Annotated in this window: 2 protein-coding genes; both read right to left on the minus strand. The window is 71.4% G+C overall.

What is annotated here, in order from left to right; all coding sequences use genetic code 11:
- Window positions 1–7: 7 nt before the first annotated feature.
- Window positions 8–13,399, minus strand: coding sequence for an SDR family NAD(P)-dependent oxidoreductase (locus ISF28_RS22760; protein WP_198119457.1), 13,392 nt, complete (start codon window positions 13,397–13,399; stop codon window positions 8–10).
- A 33-nt stretch (window positions 13,400–13,432) separates the two neighbouring features.
- Window positions 13,433–22,234, minus strand: a complete 8,802-nt coding sequence (locus tag ISF28_RS22765) for a beta-ketoacyl synthase N-terminal-like domain-containing protein (protein WP_198119458.1) — start codon at window positions 22,232–22,234, stop codon at window positions 13,433–13,435.
- Window positions 22,235–22,294 lie beyond the last annotated feature (60 nt).

A 22,294-nucleotide genomic window follows, 5' to 3' on the forward strand; every position in this document is an offset into this window, starting at 1 on the left:
GCATTCTCTAGGCTAAGTTGGCACCCGTGTCACGCTCCGGGCATGGCGGTGGATTCTTCGGCGCGGGCGGCAAGGCCCGCACGCAGAACTTGTTCAGGGCGACCAGCACCAGGCCCCGTTCGTTGGCGATCCTGATATTGAATTTCCTGACGTCCGCCCGACCCGCCGCCCGCGGTTCCGCCTCTTCCACGTGGACGTGGCAGGTGCGCGACAGCGGGTGCAGGATCTCGATCTCGTCGATGGCGAAAGGCAGGTAAGGCACGGACGCTTCCCCTCCGCCCGCCATGCCGGCCACGGTCTGCAGGGCGCCGTCTACGAGGCTCGGATGGAGGATGAAATCCTCGACGCCCTCGCCCTGCCCGTCCGCAAGCGACAACGTGGACAGCGCGAACGACGCGCCGATGTGCAGCTTCCGCATCGTGCGGAACGCGGGCCCGTAGACGATGCCCGCTTGCGCGAACCGGCGGTAATACTCGCTGCCGTCCACCACGCGCGACGAGGCGCGGATGAGGTCCGCGAGCGGCAGGAAGGTGTCGGCGCGGGGTTCGTCCGTGCCGTCCTGGAACCGGAGCACGCCCTCGGCATGCACCACCTTTTCGCGGTCCGCGTCGTACGACGTGACGATGTATTCCGCGTCGTCGTCCGCCGGCCGCAACGACACCTGGACCGGCTGCTGCCCGGTGCCGAAGACGAGCGGTTGGACGAACACGATGCTCTGGATCCTGCGCACGCTCCGGCCGGCCGCCAAGGTCCCGGACGCGCAGGCCAGCTCGATCAGGCCGGCTCCGGGAAAGACGCGCCGTCCGTTCACCTGGTGGTCGCGTGCGTAGAAGGCGTCGCCCGACAGCATCGACGTGAAGGCGACTTCGCGCAGTGTCGACGAGTTATGGGAAATCAGCGGGTGCAACTGGGCCGGCATGCGCGCGGCGGGCCGTGGCGTCTCGTTCACCCAGTGGCGCTGCTGCGCGAACGGATACGTCGGCAGCGGGATGCGCCGCGCCGTCCCGTCCGGATCGAGTTCGTCCCAGGCGATCGCGTATCCGGCGGTCCAGGCTCGTGCCAGCGCGTCCAGGTCGCGCGCCGCGATCCGCTCGTCGAGCCGCTTGGCGGCGCTGCGCGGATCGAGGCTACCGCGCGCGACGCCGGCACAGGACTCGTCGTCCATCCACCGTTCCAGCGTCGCGGCCAGGTCGGCCAGGTCATGCGCCACGAATGCGAGGCGCTCGGGCATGGGTTCGCGGGCGACCTGCAGGGTGTGCGCCACGTCCGCCAGGTCGAGCGTGGGCGTCTTGCGTATGTGGGCGAGCAGCCGCAGCGCCTGGTCGCGCAGGCCCGCCGGGGTCCTGGCGGACAGCACGATGAGCCGGGGGCCGGTCGCCACGGGCCGCGCCGCATGCACCGGCACGTATTCCTCGAGCACCACGCACGCGTTCACGCCGCCGGCGCCGAACGAATTGACGAGCGCGCGGCGCGGATGCGACGGCGCGGCCGTCCAGTCGGACAACCGCCGCTGCAGGCGGAACGGCGAACGCTCGAACTCGATGTTCGGGTTCGCGACGTCGGCGTGGAGCGACGGCGCCAGCTGGCGGTGCTTCATCTGCAGCAGGACCTTGGTCACGGCCGCGACGCCCGCCGCCGACTCGGCATGGCCGATGTTGGCCTTCACCGAGCCGAGCGCGCAGAACTGGCGCTTGTCCGTCCGCTGGCCGAACGCCTGCGCGAGCGCGGCCACTTCCAGGCTGTCTCCCAGCTGGGTGCCGGTGCCGTGGCCTTCGACGTAGCCGATCGACTCCGCCGGAATGCCCGCCGCGTCCAGCGCGCGGCCGATGAGCGCCGCCTGCGCATTCGGATTCGGCGCGGCGTAGCCGTTCGAGCGGCCGCTGTGGTCAACCGCGCTGGCGCGGATCACCGCGTGGATCGTGTCGCCGTCCTCGATCGCCCGCGCCAGCGGCTTGAGGATTAGCGTGCCCACACCCTCGCCCGGCACGAAGCCGTCGTCGCCGGCGCCATAGCTGCGGCACTTGCCTTCCCGCGCCAGCATGCGCTTGCGGCACAGTCCCTGGTACTTGGACGGGTGCAGGTAAAGGTTCACGCCGCCGGCCACCGCGACCTGGCATTCGTTGCGCCTCAGGCTTTCGCACGCCAGGTGGATCGCGACCGACGACGACGAGCAGGCCGTGTCCACGGGCATGCTCGGCCCCTGGAAATCGAAGAAGTACGACACGCGGTTCGCGATCGACCACGGCAGCGCGCTCGCCGCCGCGCCTTCGCCCGCCAGCAGCTGGTACGACTGCGTCGTCACGCCCACGAACACGCCGACGCCGGCGCTGCGCGCTTTCGGGAAGCGGCGTTTGAGACTGTCGCGGGTGTAGCCGGCGTCTTCCAGCGCGGACCACACCGATTGCAGGAACAGCCGCTCCTGCGGGTCCATGGCGCGCGCCTCGTCGGGCTCGATGTTGAAGAACGGCGCGTCGAACCGGTCGACGCCGTCCAGGAACGCGCCCCATTTGCAGTAGATCTTGCCGTCCGCGGCGCGGCTCGGATCGGGGTCGTAGAACTGCTGCGCGTCCCAACGGTCGGCCGGGACGGCGCCGACCACGTCGCGTCCATCGCGCAGGTGCGCCCAATAATCGTCCAGGTCGCGCGCTTGCGGATAGTAGCCGTGCACGCCGATGATGGCGATCGGTTCCGCGGCGTCCATCGGCCGCGCGGCCACCGGCGGCGCGACCGGCTCCGCGGCCGGCGCGTCGTCCACCGGCTGGGCGCCGGCATCCGCGCCGAACAGGGCCGCCAGCGCGTCCGCGTGCTCGCGCACCAGATAGCGCGCCAGGTCGGCGATGCTCTCGTATTCGTAGAACAGCGTCTTCGGCAGCGCGCCGAATGCGCGCGCCAGCGCCTCGTTCAGGCGACCGACGGCGATCGAATCGATGCCGAACGCGTCGAACCGCTCGCGCGCATCGATCCGTTCCGGAGCGAGCTTGATCTCGGCGCCGACGAGGGTCTTGAGGTAGTCCTGCGTCTGCGCCAGGCGCAGCGCCGGATCGGCCGCCGCGCCGCCAGTACGTACGGCCGCGGCGGCCGGTGCCGCGCGCCGCGCCATGTGCGCCTTGATTTTCGAGGGCACGCCGTACAGGGCGACCGCCTGCGCCAGCCCGGCCCCCAGCAGGTCCTCGAGGCAGCGGATGCCTTCGCTGGTCGGCAGCGGCGCCATCCCCATGTGCTCGGCGGAGAACGCGAGCGCGTCGGCGGGGATCGCCATGCCGCCTTCTTCCCAGAACGGCCAGTCGATGGACAGCGTCCTGCCGCTGCGCCGGCCCGCCAGCCGCAAGGCTTCGCGCTGCTCGGCGAACGCGTCGAGGAAGCGGTTGGCGTAGGCGTAGTCGCACTGGCCGACGTTGCCGAACGCGCCGGCGACGGACGCGAACAGCACGAACAGGTCGAGCGCCTCGCCGCGGGTCGCGCGCTCGAGATTGAGCGTGCCGTCGACCTTCGGCGCCAGCACGGCGGTCAACTCGTCGGCCGTCTTCTTGAGGAGGAAGGCGTCGCGCGTGACGCCGGCGCTGTGGAACACGCCGTCGATGCGGCCGAAGCGCGCCTTCGCCTCGCGCACCACGGCCTCGACGTCGGCCAGGCGCGCCACGTCGGCCTGAAGGTACACGGCCGCGAGGGACGCGATCCGCCGCGCCTGCGCGGCCGACGGGACCGAACGGCCGACCAGCACCAGCCGCGCGCCCACTTGCTTCGCCAGATAGTCGGCGACGATCCCGCCCAGGCCCCCCAGGCCGCCCGTCACCAGGTACACGCCGCCCTGCTTGAGCGGCACGGGCGCGGCCGGCTTGGCGTCATGAGCGACGAACGAGCGTACATGACGCACGCCCGCGCCGTCGTAACGGATCTCGGCCATCGCACTATCGGTCGCGCCCAGCTCCGCCAGTGCGATACGGACTTGCTCGTCCACGCCGGCCGGCGCCGAACGGATGTCCACGACCTTCGCTTCGTAGCCCGGGTGTTCGAGGTTCAGGCTCAGGTAAAAGCCGGCGAGCGCGGCGCCGAACGGCATGGCCGCTTCGTCGCCGCCGTCGAACATCGACAGGAAACGCACCCGTCCGGCTTTCCGCCCGATCAGCGCCTTGCATGCGTTCTGCAGGGCGCCCACGCCGAGGCGCAGCGCCGCGGCGGCGTCAGCCGGCGCATGACGATGGAGGACGACGCGCGGCACCTGGCCCCGCGCCTCGAGCACGGCCACGAGCTGGCCGAACTGCGCTTCGCTGGCCGGATCGAGCGTGAACACGCCCGGCGCGATCTCCGCGAATGCGCCGCCGGGCAGCGCGAGGTTGATGCCGCCGCCGTCGACCCGCGCGTTCAACGCGGCGAAGAAGGCGTCCGAATCGTCGAGGACCAGCATCGGGCCGGCCGGCGGATTGGTGCCGGCCAGCGGTGTCGCCGTCCACTGCGGGCGGTAGTACAACCTGCGCCGTTCTTCGACGGCGGCCGGTGCGGCGGGTTCTGCCGGCTGCGCCGCGGCCTGGATCCAGTACCGCTCCCGGGCGAACGGATAGGCGGGCAGGCTCACCCTGCGCGGCGCGGCGCCGGCATGAAGCGGCGACCAGTCGATGTCGGCGCCCATGGTCCACAGCGTGGCCGCTTTCGCCAGGTCCCCGCCCGCCAGCAGGCCACGCAGGAACGCCTGGCCAGCTTCGCCCTGGATCAGTTGTCCGGCGTCGTAGGCCCGGTCATGCGTGTTCGCGTGGAACACGTCGTCGGCCTCGCGCGCCGCGATCCAGCGCGCCAGCTTGTCCTTCAGGCCGGCGACGCTGGACGCGATCACGGCCAGGCGCGCCGCCATGTGCGTGCGGCCCGCCTGCGACGTGTACGCGATGTCGGCCAACGGCAGGTCCGCGCAATCCTCGAGGAAGGCGGCCATGCCGGCGGCGTGACGATCGAGTGCGGCCGCGTCGCGCGCCGACAGCAGGATGACGTGCGGCGTGCCATCGGCGCCGGCGCGCACGGGGCGCGTATCGACATGCTCTTCCAGGATCAGGTGCGCGTTGGCGCCGCCCGCGCCGAACGAGCTCACCGCGACACGGCGCGGATTCGTTCCGCTGCGCGTCCAGTCGGCGAGCGAAGTCTGCACGCGGAACGGCGAGTGCTCGAAATCGATGTTGGGATTGGGCGGCTCGGCATGCAGCGACGGCACCAGCTGTCCATGCTTGAGTTGCAGCAGTGCCTTGGTCACGGCGGCGATGCCGGCCGCCGCTTCGAGGTGGCCGATGTTCGACTTGACGGAGCCGATCGGCAGCCGGCCGTTGCGGCCCTTTGAAGCGCCGAACGCCTGCTGCAGGCCGGCGATCTCGATCGGGTCGCCCAGCGCCGTGCCGGTGCCGTGCGTTTCCACGTAACCGAGCGTGTCCGGTTCGACGCCGGCCCGCTTCATGGCGTCGTGAATCAGGTCACCCTGCGCATTCGGATTCGGCACCGTGTAGCCATTGGTCTTGCCGCCGTGGTTCAGTGCACTGGCGCGGACGACGGCATAGACCTGGTCGCCGTCGCGCAGCGCATCCTCGAGGGGCTTGAGCAGCACCGCGCCCACGCCTTCGCCCGGCACGTAGCCGTCCCCGCCCGCGCCGAAGCTGCGGCAACGGCCGTCGCTCGCGGCGAAGTTACCCTGGCTCAGGTTCAGGTATTTCTGCGGATGGATGGACAGGTTCACGCCGCCGGCCAGCGCCGCGTCGATATTCCCGCGCCGGATCTCCTCGCACGCCAGGTGGATCGCCGTCAGCGACGACGAGCACATCGTGTCGAGCGCCATGCTGGGGCCGCGCAGGTCGAAGAAATAGGACACCCGGTTCGCGATCGACGCGTGCGACGACGTGGGGATCGCGCCCGACGCGGCATCCGCCCCGAACAACTCGTAATGCCCCCACATGGCGCCCACGTAGACGCCGACCCGCCGTCCCGCCAGGCTTGCGCGGCTGTAGCCGGCGTCCTCGATGGTCTGCCAGGCCGTCTGCAGGAACAGGCGCTCCTGCGGGTCCATGATCTCCGCCTCCCTGGGCGAGATATTGAAGAACAGAGGGTCGAACTTGTCGACGTCGGTCAGGAAGCCGCCCCATTTGGCATAGGTCTTGCCGGCCTTGCTGCGGTCCGGATCGTAGTACCGCTCATGGTCCCAACGCTCCGGCGGCACTTCCGAGATGCAGTCGCGGCCGGCCTTCAGGTTGTCCCAGAACCGGTCCAGGTTCTCCGCCATCGGATAGCGGCCGCTCACGCCGACGATCGCCACGGCGCGCTCGCGCGGCGCGGACGCCGACGGGAAGCGGCCCGTGCGGCGCAGCGCGGGCAGCGCCGGCGCGGCCACGGGGGCCGCCGGCTGCGCCGCGGGCGCGCTGGCCGGGTCGAGCAACTGGCGCGCCACGGCCGGGAACGACTTGACGAGATAGCCCGCCAGGCCGGCGATGGTCTGGTATTCGAAGAACAGCGTCTTGGGCAGGGAGCCGAAGGTCTGTTCCAGCACATTGGTCAGCTTCATGGCCACGACCGAATCGATGCCGTAGTGCTCCAGCGGCGCGCGCGCGTCGATTCTTTGCGCGGGCACCTTCAGCACGTCCGAGAATTGCTTGCGCAGGTGGTCCGTGGTCCGCTCCAGCAGGCGCGCATCGTCGGCGCCCGCCGCCGGCACCACGGCTGCCGGCGCCGGCGCGGCCGCCACGACGGCGCGCCGCGTCTCGCCCGCGATCATGCGCCGCAGCCGCGCCACATCGCCTTCCAGCACGAGCACCTGGCCGTGGCTCGATGCCAGGCTGCGGTGGAATGCGGCGATGCCGGTCACGGTGCGCAGCGGGCGCGCGCCGCTCGCCTGGAACAGCAGTTCCCGGCTCGCCGCGTCGATCCGCATGCCGCCTTCCTGCCACAGCGGCCAGTTGATCGCCACGGTGCGGCCGTGCCGCTGTCCGCGCGCAGACTTGCCGTTGCGCCAGGCCGCGAAGTGGTCCATGAAGCCGTTGGCCGCCGCGTAATCGGCCTGGCCCACATTGCCCAGGGCGCTGCTGACCGATGAAAACAGCACGAAGAAGTCGAGGTCGACGTCCGCCGTGGCCTGGTCCAGGTGCAGCGTGCCCGTCACCTTGGGCGCCAGCACCGCGGCCAGCTCGTCATCCGATTTCTTCAGGATGAAGCTGTCCGCCGTCATGCCCGCGCTGTGCACGATGCCGTCCAGCCGCCCGTGCTCGCCGACGATGGCGGCGACCAGTTGCCCGGCCTGCGCGGCATCGGCAAGGTCGAGCTGGCGGTATTCGACCCGGCCCGCGCGCGCGGGCAGCCTGTCGAGCGCCGCCCGTTTATGCGCGTCCAGCGGCGCGCGGCCGGTCAGGACCACCGTGGCCCGCGACGCCTGTTTGAGGATCTCGCCCGCGAACAGCAGGCCGAGGCCACCGAGCCCGCCGGTGATCAGGTACACGCCGCAGTCCTTGAAGACCACGTCGGCGGCGCCGTCCTGGAACGGCAGTTCGCGCCAGCGCAAGGCCTGGCGCTGGCCTTGTGCGTACCGGACGAGCACATCGCCCGACCGGCCGTCCTGGCGCAGCTGGTCCGCCAGCGCGGCGGCCGTCGTGTCCGGGGCGGCAACGATCAACTGGCCGATGAAACCGGGGTTTTCCAGGCGCGCGGTCCTGAGCATGCCGGCCAGCCCGGCCAGCACCTGGCCGTCGTCGTCTCCCGGCACGACGACCTGCAGGAGGTTGGCGCCGCCCTCCCCGCGCTGCAGGCGTGCGCGCAACTGGGCGAGGAGCGCGTGCGCGTGGTGCGCGTAGCGCGCGGCCAGCGAGCTGCCGGCAGGAGCGTCCGACCTTGCGCACCGGGCGCCGGGCAGCAGGTGCGCCAGCGCGTCGGCGTCGACGTTCTGCATGTCGCACAGGAGGACATGATGCGTCGCCGGTTCGTCCATCGTCGCCGCCGGCGCCGCGGTTTCCCACGCCGGCACGGCAACCAGGCTGACGGCACCATCGTCCGCGGCCTGCGCATCCAGGGCGCGCGCGCACAGGTCCCGCATCCGCACGCAGATACGACCCTCCGCGTCGCACAAATCGATGTCGAGCTTGACGACGGCGTCGGCCGGCCCGCTGCCCTCCGCATACCGGACCCACGCCAGCATCTCGCTCGCGCAGGGCGCCTGCACCTGCAGCGCGCCGAGCGCGAACGGCAGGCGCGCCGGTCCCGCCGGATCCTCGCGCCAGTCCAGCAGACCGATGGCGGCCTGCAGCGCGCCATCCATCAGGCTCGGATGCAGCAGGTAGTCCGGCGCATCGGCCTCGATCGACGCGGGCAGGCGCAATTCGGCCAGCGCCTGCCCGTCGCCCAGCGCGATCGCTGCGATGGAGCGATGCGCGGGGCCGTAATGGAGGCCCATGCGCGCATAGGCGGCATAGACCTGCTGCGCGTCCAGCCGGCCGCGGCCCATCGACTGCCTGACTTGTGCGACGTCGATCCGCTGCCCGGCGGCCGGCGCGACCACGGCCACCCGGCCCTGGCAATGCACGACGCTTTCGTCCCCGGCCGCCGTGTGGACTTCGAAATCGACCTGGCCGCCGTCGTCCGGCGCCAGCGTAATCTCCGCGTCCACGTGGCCATCCACGACGAGCGGCCGGGTCCACGCGACATTGCGCAATTCCAGCGCCGGAGCGTCGTCTCCGGCGCGCAGCGCCTGCGCCACCGCGGCCCGCGCCATCTCGAGGTAGGCGACGCCCGGCAGCACTTTCCGTCCCGCGGCGCCGGCGATGGTCACGCGGTGGTCGGCCAGGAAGAACTCGGCGCCGGTCAAGGTCGTGCGATAGGACTGCTGTGTGAAGTCGGACGTGTTCCGGTGCAGCAGCGGGTGCAGCACGGCGCCCTGTCCCGCCGGCGTGCCGGCCGGCCGCGCGATCCAGCAGCGCTCGCGCGCGAACGGGTACGTGGGCAGGCTCACGAAACGCGGCTTGCGGTCGCCGTACAACTGGTCCCAGTCGAGCTCCAGCCCCCGGGTCCACAGCTCGAGAAGACGCGGCAGCCTGCGCGCCGCGATCCACTTGGCGACCGTGGCCTGCAGGTCGGCGTCGGCCTTGAACAGCGCCACCGCGTCGACGCCCTGGGCGGCCTGCCCGCGATAGCAATTGTCGGGCTGGTCGGCGCCATCCAGGCAGGCCTGCAGATCCTGCTCCAGCTGCCCGACCGAGTCCACGACCAGGGCGAAGCGTTCCTCCATCGCCTCCCGGCCGGCCTGCAACGTGCGGGCCACGGCGTGCAGGTCGACGCGCGCCGGGTCGCGCCGGACAAACGCCAGCAGGTCCTGCATCTTTTGCGTCAGCTGCTCGGGCGTGCGCGCGGACAGCACGATGGCGGCCGGCCGGCCGTCCATCACCACCGCCGGCGCGGCCGGCACGTATTCCTGCACGACGAGGTGGGCATTGGAGCCGCCGGCGCCGAACGACGAGATGCCGGCGATGCGCGGCAGCGCCCGTCCATCGACCTGCGGCGCCTCCCAGTCGCACAGTGCCTGGTTGACGACGAACGGCGAATCGTCGAAGTCGATGTTGGGATTGAGCGCGGCCGAATGCAGCGACGGCACGATCTGCCGGTGCCGCATCTGCAGCAGCACCTTGGTGAGGCCGGCGATGCCCGCCGCCGATTCGGCGTGGCCGATATTCGACTTGGCGGAACCGATCAGGCAGAACCCGTTGTCCCCCGTGCTGCGCCGGAAGACCTGGGAAAGTGCCGCGATCTCGATCGGGTCGCCCAGCTTCGTGCCGGTGCCGTGCGCTTCGATATAGCCGACGTGGCGCGGATCGACGCCGCATTCCTGGAACGCCCGCGCGATGACGCTGGCCTGGGCCTGGGGGTTCGGGACCGAATAGCCATGGGTCTTGCCGCCGTGGTTCAGGGCGCCGCCCCGGATCACGCCGTAGATGTGATTGCCGTCCCGCCGGGCATCCGACAGCCGCTTCAGGATCACGGCGCCCACGCCTTCGGCCGGAATATAGCCATCGCCGCCGACGCCGAAGCTCTGGCAGCGGCCGTCGCTCGCGATGAACTGGCCGGCGCTCAGCAGCAGGTATTTGTTCGGATGGATGGTCACGTTGACGCCGCCGGCGATCGCCGCGTCGGTGCGGCCCAGGCGCAGGTCCTGGCAAGCCAGGTGGATGGCCGTCAGCGACGACGAGCACATGGTGTCCACGGCCATGCTCGGCCCGTGCAGGTTCAGGAAGTAGGACACGCGGTTGGCGATGCTCGCATAGCTGGCCGGCGTCACCATGCGCTCGCCGAGCAGGCTGCTCTCCGCGCCGAACATCTGGTACTCGCCGTACATCACGCCGACGTACACGCCGACCTGGCCGGCCTGGTCCTGCGCACGCGGGATCTGCAGGCTGGCGCGCGTGTAGCCCGCGTCCTCCAGCGCCATCCACGCATGCTGCAGGAACAGGCGCTCCTGCGGGTCGATGCGTTCGGCGTCGACGGGCGGAATATTGAAGAACAGCGCGTCGAACTCGTCGACGCCGTCGATGAAGCCGCCCCATTTGCTGTAGTGGCGGCCGGCGACGGAGCGGTCCTCGCTGAAGTAGTCGCGCCAGTTCCAGCGCTCGGGCGGCACCTCGACGATGCTGTCCTTTCCGTCGCGCAGGTTGCGCCAGAACTGTTCGACGTCCTCGGCGCCCGGATAGCGTCCGCTCAGGCCGACGATGGCGATTGCGTCGCCGTCACCGGCCGCGCTGCGCAGGGCGGCGCGGCGGACGGGAGCGCGGACGCGTGCCGGCAGCGCCGGCGCAGGCGTCGACGGCACCGCCGGCATCGGCGCGGCGGCCGGCGCGCCGAACAGCGCTTCCAGCCTGACGCGATGCTGGCGGACGACGTACGCGGCCAGCTCGGACAGCGTCTGGTATTCGAAGAACAGCGTCTTCGGCAGCGAACCGAACAGCTTCTCCAGCTCCGCCGTCAGGTTCATCGTCATGATCGAATTGATGCCGTACTTCTCGAACGACGCGGCGGCATCGATCCGGTGCGCGGGCAGCTTGAGCAGCGCCGACAAGCGCTTCTTCAGGAAGGCTTCCGTGCTTTCCTGCAGATCGGCGCCGGCCGCGGGCCCGGCCTGGATCGGCTCCGGCTCGGGCTCGACGGCGCTCGGCTGCGCAAACAGCGCCGCGCGCACGAGGCGCAAATCGCCCTCCACCACCTGCACCTGGTCGTGCGGCAGCGCCAGGCTCGCGTCGAACGCGCACAGGCCGGTGCGGGTGCGCATGGGCACCAGCCCGGCGACGCGCTTCAGCCGCTCCTGCGTCGCGGCGTCCGCGCCCATGCCGCCCTCTTCCCACAGCGGCCAATCGACGGCACGCGTGCAGCCCCGGCGCCGGCCCTGCAGCACCAGGGCGTTACGGTAGGCGGCATAGCGGTCCATGAAGCCGTTGGCGGCCGCGTAGTCGGCCTGCCCGACGTTGCCCGTCACCGCCGCGCCGCCCGAGAACAGCACGAGGAAATCGAGCGCGACGTCGCGCGTCGCTTCGTCCAGGTTGACCGTGCCGGCGACCTTGGGCGCGAGCACCCGCGCGAACGCTTCCTCCGTCTTGTTGAGGATGAAGCCGTCGTCCGTCATGCCCGCGGCGTGGAGGATGCCGTCGAGCCGGCCGTGCTGCGCGAGGACGGCAGCGACGACGGCGCGCACCTGTCCCGCATCGCAGACGTCGAGCTGGCGATAGTCGACATACCCTCCTTGCGCGGGCAACGTGGCCAGGACGGCGGCAGTCTGCGCGGATGCCGGTGCCCGGCCGGTGAGAACGACCGTGGCGCCGTGCGTCCGTTCGAGGATGGCGCGCGCGAACAGCCGGCCCAGCGCGCCCAGGCCGCCGGTGACGAGGTAGACGCCGCCGTCCTTGAATGCGGAGGCGGGCGCCTCGGCGGGCGCGTCCAGCTCGCGCCATGCGAGCACCTGCCGTTCATCCCGCACATAGCGGACGACGCCCGACTGCGCATCCGCGGCCTCCGCCGCGAGCTGGCGCGCCAGCGCTTGCGCGTCGTCCGCCGCGCTGGTCACGACGATCTGCGCGGCCAGCAGGGGATTTTCCAGCGCGGCCGTCTTGAGCAGGCCCGCCAGGCCCAGGAGCAGCCCGTCGGCGGGCGTGTGCGCAACGACGAGCTGCACGAGCGTGCGCCCCTGCGGTCTTGCGGCCAGCAGTTCCTTGATGTGCAGGAAGCAGTCGGTCGCCGCGTCGCGGTAGTACGCCGCCGGGTCGCCGTCCGCGTCGCCGGACAGGCGCACGCAGCGCGCGTCGCCGATGGCGGCCCGCAGCGCCGTCATGTCACCGCCGGCCGCCGCGCTCACGAGGACGTGGCGCGCTGCCCATGCCTGTGTCCCACCCTGTCCGATCGCGGCCACTTCCCATTGCGGCGCCGCGTACATCAGGCCCGGTCCGGCGTCCTCGTTCAATGTGCGCGACGTGAAGCCGTGCAGCTGCACGCAGACCTGCCCCTGCGGATCGCACAGGTCGATGTCGAGCTTCGTCACCCGGTCGCCGGCCGAGCTGCCCGGCGCGAGGCGCAGCCACGCGACCATCTCGCGCGTGCACGGCGCGAAGATCCGCACCGATTCCACGGCGAACGGCAGGTTCGGACGCGCCGGCAGCCGTTCGAAATCCTCGATGAAGCCGATGGCCGATTGCACCGCGCCGTCCAGCAGGCTGGGATGCAGCACGTAGTCGTCCAGCGTGTCCGCGACCGCGTGCGGCAACGCCAGGCGCGCCAACACTTGCTCTCTGCCCCGGCGCAGTGCGGTCACGGCGCGGTGCGCCGGGCCATAGACGATCCCCATCCTGCCGTAGGCCGCATAGACCTGCGCCGCGTCCAACTGCCCGTCCGCCGTCTCCGCTTCCAGGCGCGCGAGGTCGAGCATGGGCGCCTCCGCGCGCGCCAGCACGACGGCCTGGCCCTGCGAATGGATCGGCGCCTGCGCGGCGCCGTCGGCGGCGGCCACGTCGCCGCAGACTTCGTAGTCGATCGGTCCATCGCCCGGATACAGCGCGAGCGTGACGTGCGCCGCGTCGTCCACGACGATGGGCTGGGCCCACACGACGTTGGCGAGGCCGATGGCGCCTTCCTCGTCCGGCAGCGCCGCCGCGACCGCGGCGCGGACCATTTCGAGATACGCGACGCCGGGCAGCACCTTGCGTCCGTCGACGACGTGATCGCGCAGATAGAACGCGCCGGCGTCGAACGTCGTGCCGTAGCTGTGCCGGGTCAGGTCGGAGGTGTTCCGGTGCAGCAGCGGGTGCAGGACTTCGGTGCCGGCCTGGCCGCGAAACTGGGCAATCAGCGCCAGCGCGTCGGCCTTCGACAAGCGCTTGCCCGCCAACTCCCCAACCACATATTCCACAAAATCGATCATCGGATTCTCGCTCAATCGTTGATTCTGGATGGCCTAGACGGCGATCTTCTTCAGCACGGCGCTGGCCTGGTCCGCCGCCAGCGCGCCCTGGTCGACCTTGTCGAGGATGCCGGCGATCGACTCGAGTCCGTGCCGCGCCACGGCGGCCGCGGGACGCGGACGCTCGCCGGACGGCACGGCGCCGTCGATCCGGTAGCGCTCCCGCGCGAACGGATAGACCGGCAGGCCGACGCGCTCCGGCAACGCCGCGCGGCCCGCGTACAACGCGCGCCAATCCAGCTCAAGGCCACGGACCCACAGCGCGGCGAGCTTGTGCAGCTTGTTGCCGCTCACCCAGGACAGGATCGCGGCCCGCATGTCCTCGTCGTGCTGGATCACCTGCAGGCCCTCGTTCCCCCGGTCCGCCCGGCCCTGGAACACGGATGTCCCATCCACGTTCCCGTCCAGGAAAGCGGCGAGCAAGCGCGCCAGCTCGTCGAGCGAGCCGGCCACGAACGTCGCACGCTCTTCCATCGGTTCGCGCGCCACCTGGAGCGTGTACGCGACGTCGTCCAGCCGCAGGTCGCGGGTACGGATCGCATCCAGCAGGTCGCGCACCTTCTGCCGCAGCGGCTCAGGTCCGCGCGCCGACAGCGGAACGATCACCGTCGCGTTCTCCCCGCCGCCATCGCGTCGCCCCGGCGCCGGCCGCACGTACTCCTCGATGACGACGTGCGCATTGGTGCCGCTGCGGCCGAACGCGCTGACGGCGCCCAGGCGCGGCTTGCCGGCCACGCCGGGCCAGGCGCTGGTCGCCTTGTTCACGTAGAAGTCGCTGTGCGCCCAGTCGATGTAGTCGTTCTCCTGCTCGCAATGCAGGCTGGCGGGAATCCGGCCGTGTTCCAGTCCCTTCAACAGCGCCACCACGCTGACGAGGCCCGACGCGGCCATCGTGTGGCCGACGTTCGACTTGCAGCTGGTGATGGCGCACTTGGCCGCGCGCGGCCCCTTGGCCAGCTTGCGGAAGGCATCGTTCAGCGCATTGATCTCGACCGGGTCGCCGAGCCGCGTGCCGGTGCCGTGCGCGACGACGTGGGAGACGTCGCGCACGTCGATGCCGCCGCCGGCATACACCCGCTCAAGCAGGCTGGCCTGGGCGCGGCCGTTCGGCGCGGTGACGCCGTTCGTCTTGCCGTCGAAATTGATGCCGCTGGCCTTGATGGTGCCGTAGACGTGGTCGCCGGCCTCGACGGCGGCCGACAGCGGCTTGAGCACCAGGACCACCACCGCGTCGCCGACGCCGATGCCGTCCGCATCCTTCGAGAAGCTGCGGCACTGCCCGTGCGGCGACAGCATGCGCGCCTCGCTCATCCGGATCCACGCCTTGGGCGACAGGTTAAGCGCGACGGCCGCCGCCAGCGCGACGTCGCATTCGCCGTTGCGCAGGCTCTGCGCCGCCTGGTGCAGCGCGACGAGGCCCGACGAACAGGCGGTGTTGGTGGCGATCGCCGGACCGTGCAGGTCGAGGAAATAGGACAGGCGCGACGAGATCATCGCGGCGCCGGCCGTCGTCACGCCCTGCACGTCCGTGAGGAGGCCGTATTGGCTCTCCTCCATGCCGACGAACACGCCGACATTGGTGCCGCGCAGCGCGCCCGGCGACGTCCGGGCATCCTCGATGGCGCGGTAGGCTTCCATCAGCAGCAGCCGCTCCGACGGGTCCATCTCCTCCGCTTCGGCCGGCGAGATCTCGAAGAACAGCGGGTCGAACGCGTCGACGCCGTCGATGAAGCCGCCCTTGTTGGTGCTGATGACGTTGCCGACGTGGCCGGGTGCCGTGAAGTAGTCGCGCCAGTCCCAGCGCGCGGCCGGCACCTCGGTCACGCCGCTCCTGCCCTCGGCCAGCAGGTCCCACAGCGCGTCCGCGTCGTCCGCCTGCGGGAAGCGGCCGGACATGCCGACGATCGCGATCGGCTCCTGGCGCGGGTCCGTCCGCGGCGGCGCGAACCGGTGCGACGCGGCCGGCCGGACTGCGGCCACCGGCGCGGGCGCGGGGGCCGGCGCGGCCGGCGCGCGACCGTACAGGGCCTCGAAGTGCGCCAGGTGGTCGAGCGCGAAATGATCGGCGAGCTGCTCGACCGTCGCATGGTTGAAGAACAGCGCCGGCGTCACCTCCAGCCCGAACTGGGCGGACAGCCGCTTGGCGAAGCCCGCCAGGCTGATCGAATCGAAGCCGACGTCGGCCAGATTGGTCCGGTCGTCGAGGCGGTCCGCAGCGATGCCCGCGGTGGCGCACACCAGCCGCCGCAGCTCGGCGCGCAGGCGCTCGCGGATCGAGCCGCCGCCCGCGACGGGCGCCGGCGCCGGCGTCGGCAGCGCGGCCGGCTGCGGGCGCTGGGGCGCCGCGGCGCCGTACGCGCGGTCGAGGAACTGCCGGATGCGTTCCGGCTGGCCCGCCATGACGAGGGTCTGGGTGCGCGCGGCGTGCAGCAAGTCTTCGCAAATGCGGATGCCGTCGTGCGCCGCCAGCGCCTGCTGGCCGCTGCTCTTGAGGTAGAAGGCCACCTGCGCCGGATCGTCGGCGCCCATGCCGCCCTGCTGGCCGGCTTCCTTGTCCCAGAACGGCCAGTTGACGACGACCGTCTTCCCGGGAAGCCCCGGCTGGGCGCTGCGCCAGTCGCCGTACGCCATCAGGAAGCGGTTCGCGATCGCGTAGTCGCAGGCGCCGAAGTCGCCCAGGATCGCGGCGGACGACGAGAAGTAGCATACGACGTCGAGCGGCTGGCCGCGCAATGCCTCGTCCAGCAGCAGGGTGCCGGTCGTCTTGGGCAGCAGCACGGCATCAATCTCGGCGCGCGCCTTGTCGCAGAACGGCCGCGCGGCCTCGACGCCCGCGGCGTGGAAGACGCCGGACAGCGGGACGCGCAGCGCGCCCGCCCAGCGCTCGACCTGCGCGGCATCGCCGATGTCGACGGCCGCGTATTCCACGTGCGCCGCGCCGGCCCGGCGCAGGCTGTCGAGCTGCGCGTCGATGTCCGGCGACGGCGCGCGCCGGCCGAGCAGCACCAGCGTCGCGTTGTACTCGCGCGCCAGGTGATGGGCGAACTTCATGCCCAGCGCGCCGCAGCCGCCCGTGATCAGGTAGGCGCCGCCCTGCTTGAGCAGCGGCGGCTGCCGCACGGCGGCCGGCACGGGGCGGAACGCGAGGACCTTGCGCTGCCCGTGCCGATACCACGTCGCGCCGCCCGTGCGCAGCGCGTCTTCCATCTGCGCTTGCGTCGCCGCCGGCCCGTCCGTGTACAGCAGTGCGAGCTGCACGTCCGGCAGCACGAGCTTCAGCGAGCGCTCGAAGCCGATCCACGCGACATCCCATGCCGTGTCGCGCCGTGCCGGGTCGTACTCCCCGACGAGGACCACGTCCGACACGAGGCCGCCGCACGCTTTCACGGTGCGGAACAGGTCGAACAGCAGATGCACGCCGTCCCGCCCGCGTCCCTTGGCCCATCCGAAAACGACGGCGACCGGCTGTCCGCTTGCCGCCGCGCGGATGGCGGCTTCGATGTCTGCCGACCGGTCCACGACCAGCGTCGCGCCGGGCACGGTGGCCGCACCGGCGTCGCCGAAGATCACGGTACGGCCGGCGTGCACGGCGCCGGGGGCCGGCGCTTCGTCGCGCCAGTATTCCTCGAAGTACAGCGTGTCCGCCGCTTCGGACGCGGCCGCCACGTCCGCGAACCGCGCCCGGCCCCGGCAATGCACGCCCGCTGCACTCGCGATGTCGAAATCGACGACGTCCGCCGCGCCCGGGACCAGCTCGATGGCGATCTCCGTGCTGCCCGTCGGGGCGAACGGCACGCCCCACTCGACGTCGGTCAGTTCGACGGCCTGCCCGTCCCGTGCCGGTGCCGCCAGCGCGACGGCGGCGCGCGCCATGTCCTGCAGGTCGTCCCGCGTCAGCGCGGCGGACAGGAAGGAGGCATAGCGCTGCCGGCTCAACGTCGACGTGTTGCGGTGGACGAGCGGGTGCAGCAGCGCCTGTTCGGCGTCGGCCGCGTCGATCCAGTAGCGTTCGCGGGCGAACGGATACGTGGGCAGGACGATGCGGCGCGGCGCGGCGTCGCGATGAAACAGGTTCCAGTCCAGTTCCAGGCCCTTGGTCCACAGCGCCAGCAGCTTGGCGAATTTGTGCTGGGCGATCCAGTTCGCGACGATGGTCTGTTTCAGCTCGGCGTCGTCGCCGATGAGGCCTAGGGCCGCCTTGTTGTCCCGCACGCTGCCGCGGCAGGCGTGCGCGTCGTCCTCGCGGCCGTCCAGCCACGCCTGCAGCTGCCCGGCCAGTTGCGCCGTCGACGCCGCCAGAAAGCCGAGTCGCTCGTCCATCGCCTCGCGGCCCACCTGCAGCGTGTAGGCGATGTCCGCCAACGCGCACGCCTCGCCGTCGGCGCGGATGAAGTCCAGCAGGTCGCGCGCACGCTGCCGCAACTGCGCCTCGGTCTTGGCCGACAGCGGCACCAGGGCCACCGGCGGTGCCGGCACCGCATGCGCGCGGGGAGGCGGCGCATACTCCGCCAGCACCAGGTGCGCGTTGGTCCCGCTGTAGCCGAACGAGCTGACGGCCGCCCGGCGGCGCGCGGCACCGTCGACGGTCCAGTCGCGCAGGCTGTCGTTCACGTGGAACGGGCTGTCCTCGAGCCGGATGTGCGGATTGAGACGTTCGAAATGAATCGTGGGCGGCAGCTGCTTGTGCCGCAACGCCAGCACGGTCTTGATGAACGACGTCACGCCGGCGGCCGTCAGGCAGTGGCCGATATTCGATTTCACCGAACCGAGGGCGCAGTAACCGGTCTTGCGCGTGTGCGCGCGGAACGCCTGCTTCAGGCCCTCGACCTCGATCGGATCGCCCAGCGGCGTGCCCGTGCCGTGCGCTTCGACCAGGCCGATGCCGGCCGGATCGATGCCGTGGCGGCGGTAGACGTCCTCCATCAGCCGCGCCTGGGACAGGGGATTGGGCGCCGTGATGCCGTTGGTCCTGCCGTCCTGGTTGACGCCCCAGCCCTGGATCACGGCGTGGATCACGTCGCCGTCGCGCTGGGCATCGGCAAGGCGCTTGAGCAGCACGACGCCGACCGCTTCGCCCGGCACGAAGCCGTTCGCGCAGTGGTCGAAGGAATGGCATTTGCCGTCGTGCGACAGCATGCCCGACTGCGCCGTCATGATGTGCATGGCCGGGCCGGCGCCGACGTACACGCCGCCGGCCAGCGCCAGGTCGCTGGCGCCGGACACGAGGCTGTCGCAGGCCGTCGCGATCGCCACCAGCGAGGACGAACACGCGGTGTCGATGGCGATGCAGGGACCTTGCAGGTCGAGGAAATAGGCGATGCGGGCGGACAGGATCGAACTGGCGTTGCCCGTGAAGCCGTGCGCGCTCAACTGGCTCTTGCGCGACAGCAGGCCGTAGTCGTTCCCCGCCGCGCCGACGAACACGCCGCAGCGGCTGCCGGCCAGCGCCTTCGGGTTGTAGCCGGCATGCTCGATGCCCTGCCAGCACGTCTGCAGGAACAGGCGCTGCTGCGGGTCCATCGCCTTGGCTTCGACCGGCGAGATATTGAAGAACAGCGGATCGAACCGGTCGAAGTCTTCAAGTTGGCCGAGCCACTTCGAGTTGGTCTTGCCCTCCGCCGGTTCGCCCGCCTGAAACCATGTGGCCACGTCCCAGCGCTGCGGCGAAATCTCGCTGATGCAGTCGCGGCCCGCCGCAATATTGCGCCAGAATTCGTCGACGTTGCGCGCCATCGGGAACTGGCCGGCCATGCCGATGACGGCGATCGGTTCCGGCGCGCCGTCCGCGCGCGGCGCGGGTGTGGCGGATGCCGGGGCGGCCGCGGCGGCAGGCGCACGGTGGCGCCAGGAGACGAGTTCGCGCACGGGCGCCGGCTGTTCCGGCGCGGCGATGGGCGCGATCGGCTCGTCGGCTTCGTCGGCCACGGATCGCAGGGAGCGCAGCTTGCGCGTCTCCAGCTCCGCGAAATCCGGCATGCCGCCGGCCGCCGCGCGATCCGCGGCGACGTCGCGCACGTGGCGGCCCAGCTTCGCCAGCGTGGGGTGACTGTAGACGATCGTCGCGTCGAGGGCCAGGCCGAAGTGCTCGTTGACCTTGCGGATCCACGTGACGCCGGTGATGGAATCCAGGCCGAGATCGGACAACTGCGTGTGTTCGTCGAGTTCCGCCTCGTCCAGGTGCAGTTCGCGTGCCAGCAGGCGCCGGATGGTCGCGACGGCGGCCGCCGCGTCACCGGACGCCGGCGCGATCGGGGCGAGCGACACCGTCACGGGCTTGTCCTCGGCGGCGGTGCGGCGTCCCAGCTTGTCCGCCTCGCGCTCCGCGAAATCGGGCGCGCTCGCGGACGTGGTGCGCGTCGCCACCTGCTCGGCCACGTGTGCGCCGAACCTGGCCAGCGTGGGAAAGGCATACACGATGGTCGCGTCGAGCGCGAGGCCGTAGTGCTGGTTCACCTTGCGGATCCACGTGACGCCGGTGATGGAGTCCAGACCCAGGTCGGTGAACTGGGTGTGTTCGTCGAGTTCGTCCTGTTCCAGGTGCAGTTCGCGCGCCAGCAGCAGCTTGAGCGTGCGCACCGCATCCGCGCCGTGCGCGCCCGTGTTGTCCGCCGGTTGCGCCGGCCCGGCCGGCACCTTGGACCCTGCGCCGAAGGCCACGTGGATGCGGCCCAGGGTGTCGGCCTGGCCGACGAAGGTGTGTTCGTGCATCGCCAGCTCGCGCTCGCACGTGTCGTCCAGCGCGTCGCGCATCTGCCGGCTCAGGTGATCCTTCATGCGGACCAGGCTCGCGCGCGGGTTCCGCGCCAGCATGTCGGCCAGCGCCATGGCGGCGTCGCGCACCCGGCTGCGCGGATGGACGGGCAGCGCCAGGCCCCGGTCGCGCAGCTCGGCGCCATCGTATTCGCAAGCGGTGAACAGGCTGGCGCGGGCGAGGTCGTGCCCCATGCGCGCGGGCAGGACGAGTGTGGCGCCGACACCGGGCGTGAACCCGTACGCCATGTATGGGCTGACGTACTTGCCCTCCTCGCACAGCAGCGGAAAATCGGCGAACAGGCCCATCGACAGGCCGGCGCCGATGGCGTGTCCCTGCATCGCGGCGATCACCGGGACCCTGCAGGCGAGCGCCAGCCGGAACGTGCGGTCGTCGGTGAATTTCAGCTTGCCCTGCTGGATCGCCTCGAGCGCTTCCTTCGTGCCGCCGGACGCGAACACCTTGTCGTAGCCCGTCAGCACGACGACCTTGTACGCGTCGCTCGCGTCGATGTGCGCGAACGCCTCGGCCATCCCCTGCACGAACGCCTCGGTAAACATGTTCTTCGACTCGCGGTCGTGCATCGTCACTTCCACGATGCCGCCGGCGTGGACAACGGCGGAGACGACGGGGGATGCCAGCGCGACCGGGCCTTCGACCGCGACGGCATCGCCGCCGCCGGACGCCGCGGTCTCCTGCGGGATGGCGTCGACGTGCGCGCGCAGCAGCGCGTTCGTCCCGTCCTTCCATGCCCTGACGGCCGACCATGGCCATGCCGACCAGTTGCCCGCCAGCGCCAGCGCGCGCGCCGGCATCTCGTGTGCGGGTGCGACGGCCAGCGGTCCCACGTGCTGCCGCAAATCGCCGCCCGCGAAGGCCACGCCGGGGAGCAGGATGTTCCGTGCCGCGTCCGCGCCCAGGCGCCACGCGAACACGCCGGCGGCGAGCCCGGACAGGTCGCCGCCGTGCAGCAGGCTCGCGGCATCGTAGCGGCCATCGTCCCGGTACACGACGCGATCGCACAACTGCGCCACGAGCCACGCCCTGCCCTCGGCGGCGGCATTCAGCACGGCGACGACCGGCAGGGGTGCCGCCAGCAGCACGTCGCGCAGCGCCGCCACCGCGTCGGCGCCGACATCGGCGTCCGCGCCGGGCAGGAAGCCGGGATAGTCGCTGGCGATCACCACGGCGCGGTAGCGCGACGCCGTCCGCAACTGGGCGAACACGGCGTCCAGGTCGGCGGCGAGCGCGCGGCCGTCGTATTTTTTCCTCGTGCGGACGCGGATGACGAGGGTCGCGCCGTTGCCGGTGTCGAGCTGGAGATGCTTGCCCGGCGCGGCGATCGCGGCGTCCGATTGCGGTTCCGCGTCCGAATGTGCCGGCGCGGGCGCCAGCCCATCCACCAGCGCCACCAGGCCACGCGCCAGGTGCCGCTTCAGCAGACGCAGGCTTGCCGGCGTCTTGCCGGCCAGGTGCGCGGCCAGCTTGGCCGCGTGGCCGTCCACTTCGCCGTCCGCCACCACGGGGCAGGACCAGCCCAGCGCCTTCAGCGCCGCGCCGGTGCGCCGTTGCAGCAGGCAGGCGGCAAGGACCGGGCCGAAGCGCTCGGCCAGCAGCCGCCCTTCCGCCGCGGTCTGGAACGCGGCGCCATCGGCACAAGCATAGCCATAGCCGGCGGTGGCGCTGCACACGACGAAATCGCACAGGGCCGCGAGCAGGAATCCCGCGCCCGTGGCGTCGCCGCGCACGGCGGCGACGAGCGGATACGGAAAGGCGGCGATGGCCCGGAACAGGTCCAGGACCGGTGCGTCGTCGACGGCCGCGCGTCCGCCGCCCGCCAGGCTGCCGCCGTCGGCGCGCAACACCAATACCTTGGCCGCCGGGTCGTCGCGCGCCGTGTCGAGCGCCGCCGCCAGTTGTGCGGCCAGGCCGGCGTCGAACACGTCGCGGCCGGCCAGGCGGATCGACAGGATCCCGTCGGCGTGGCGCTCGAGCGCGATGGCGGACGGCGCACCGTTTCCGTGCTGCAGATCGTCAGGAGTCATGTGTGAAATGGGAGAGGAGTCGGAAGCCGGGCAGGCTCCGCCGCGTAACGTCACGTTCGC

Source organism: Massilia rhizosphaerae (genome assembly GCF_016093545.1).
Lineage (GTDB): Bacteria > Pseudomonadota > Gammaproteobacteria > Burkholderiales > Burkholderiaceae_D > Telluria > Telluria rhizosphaerae.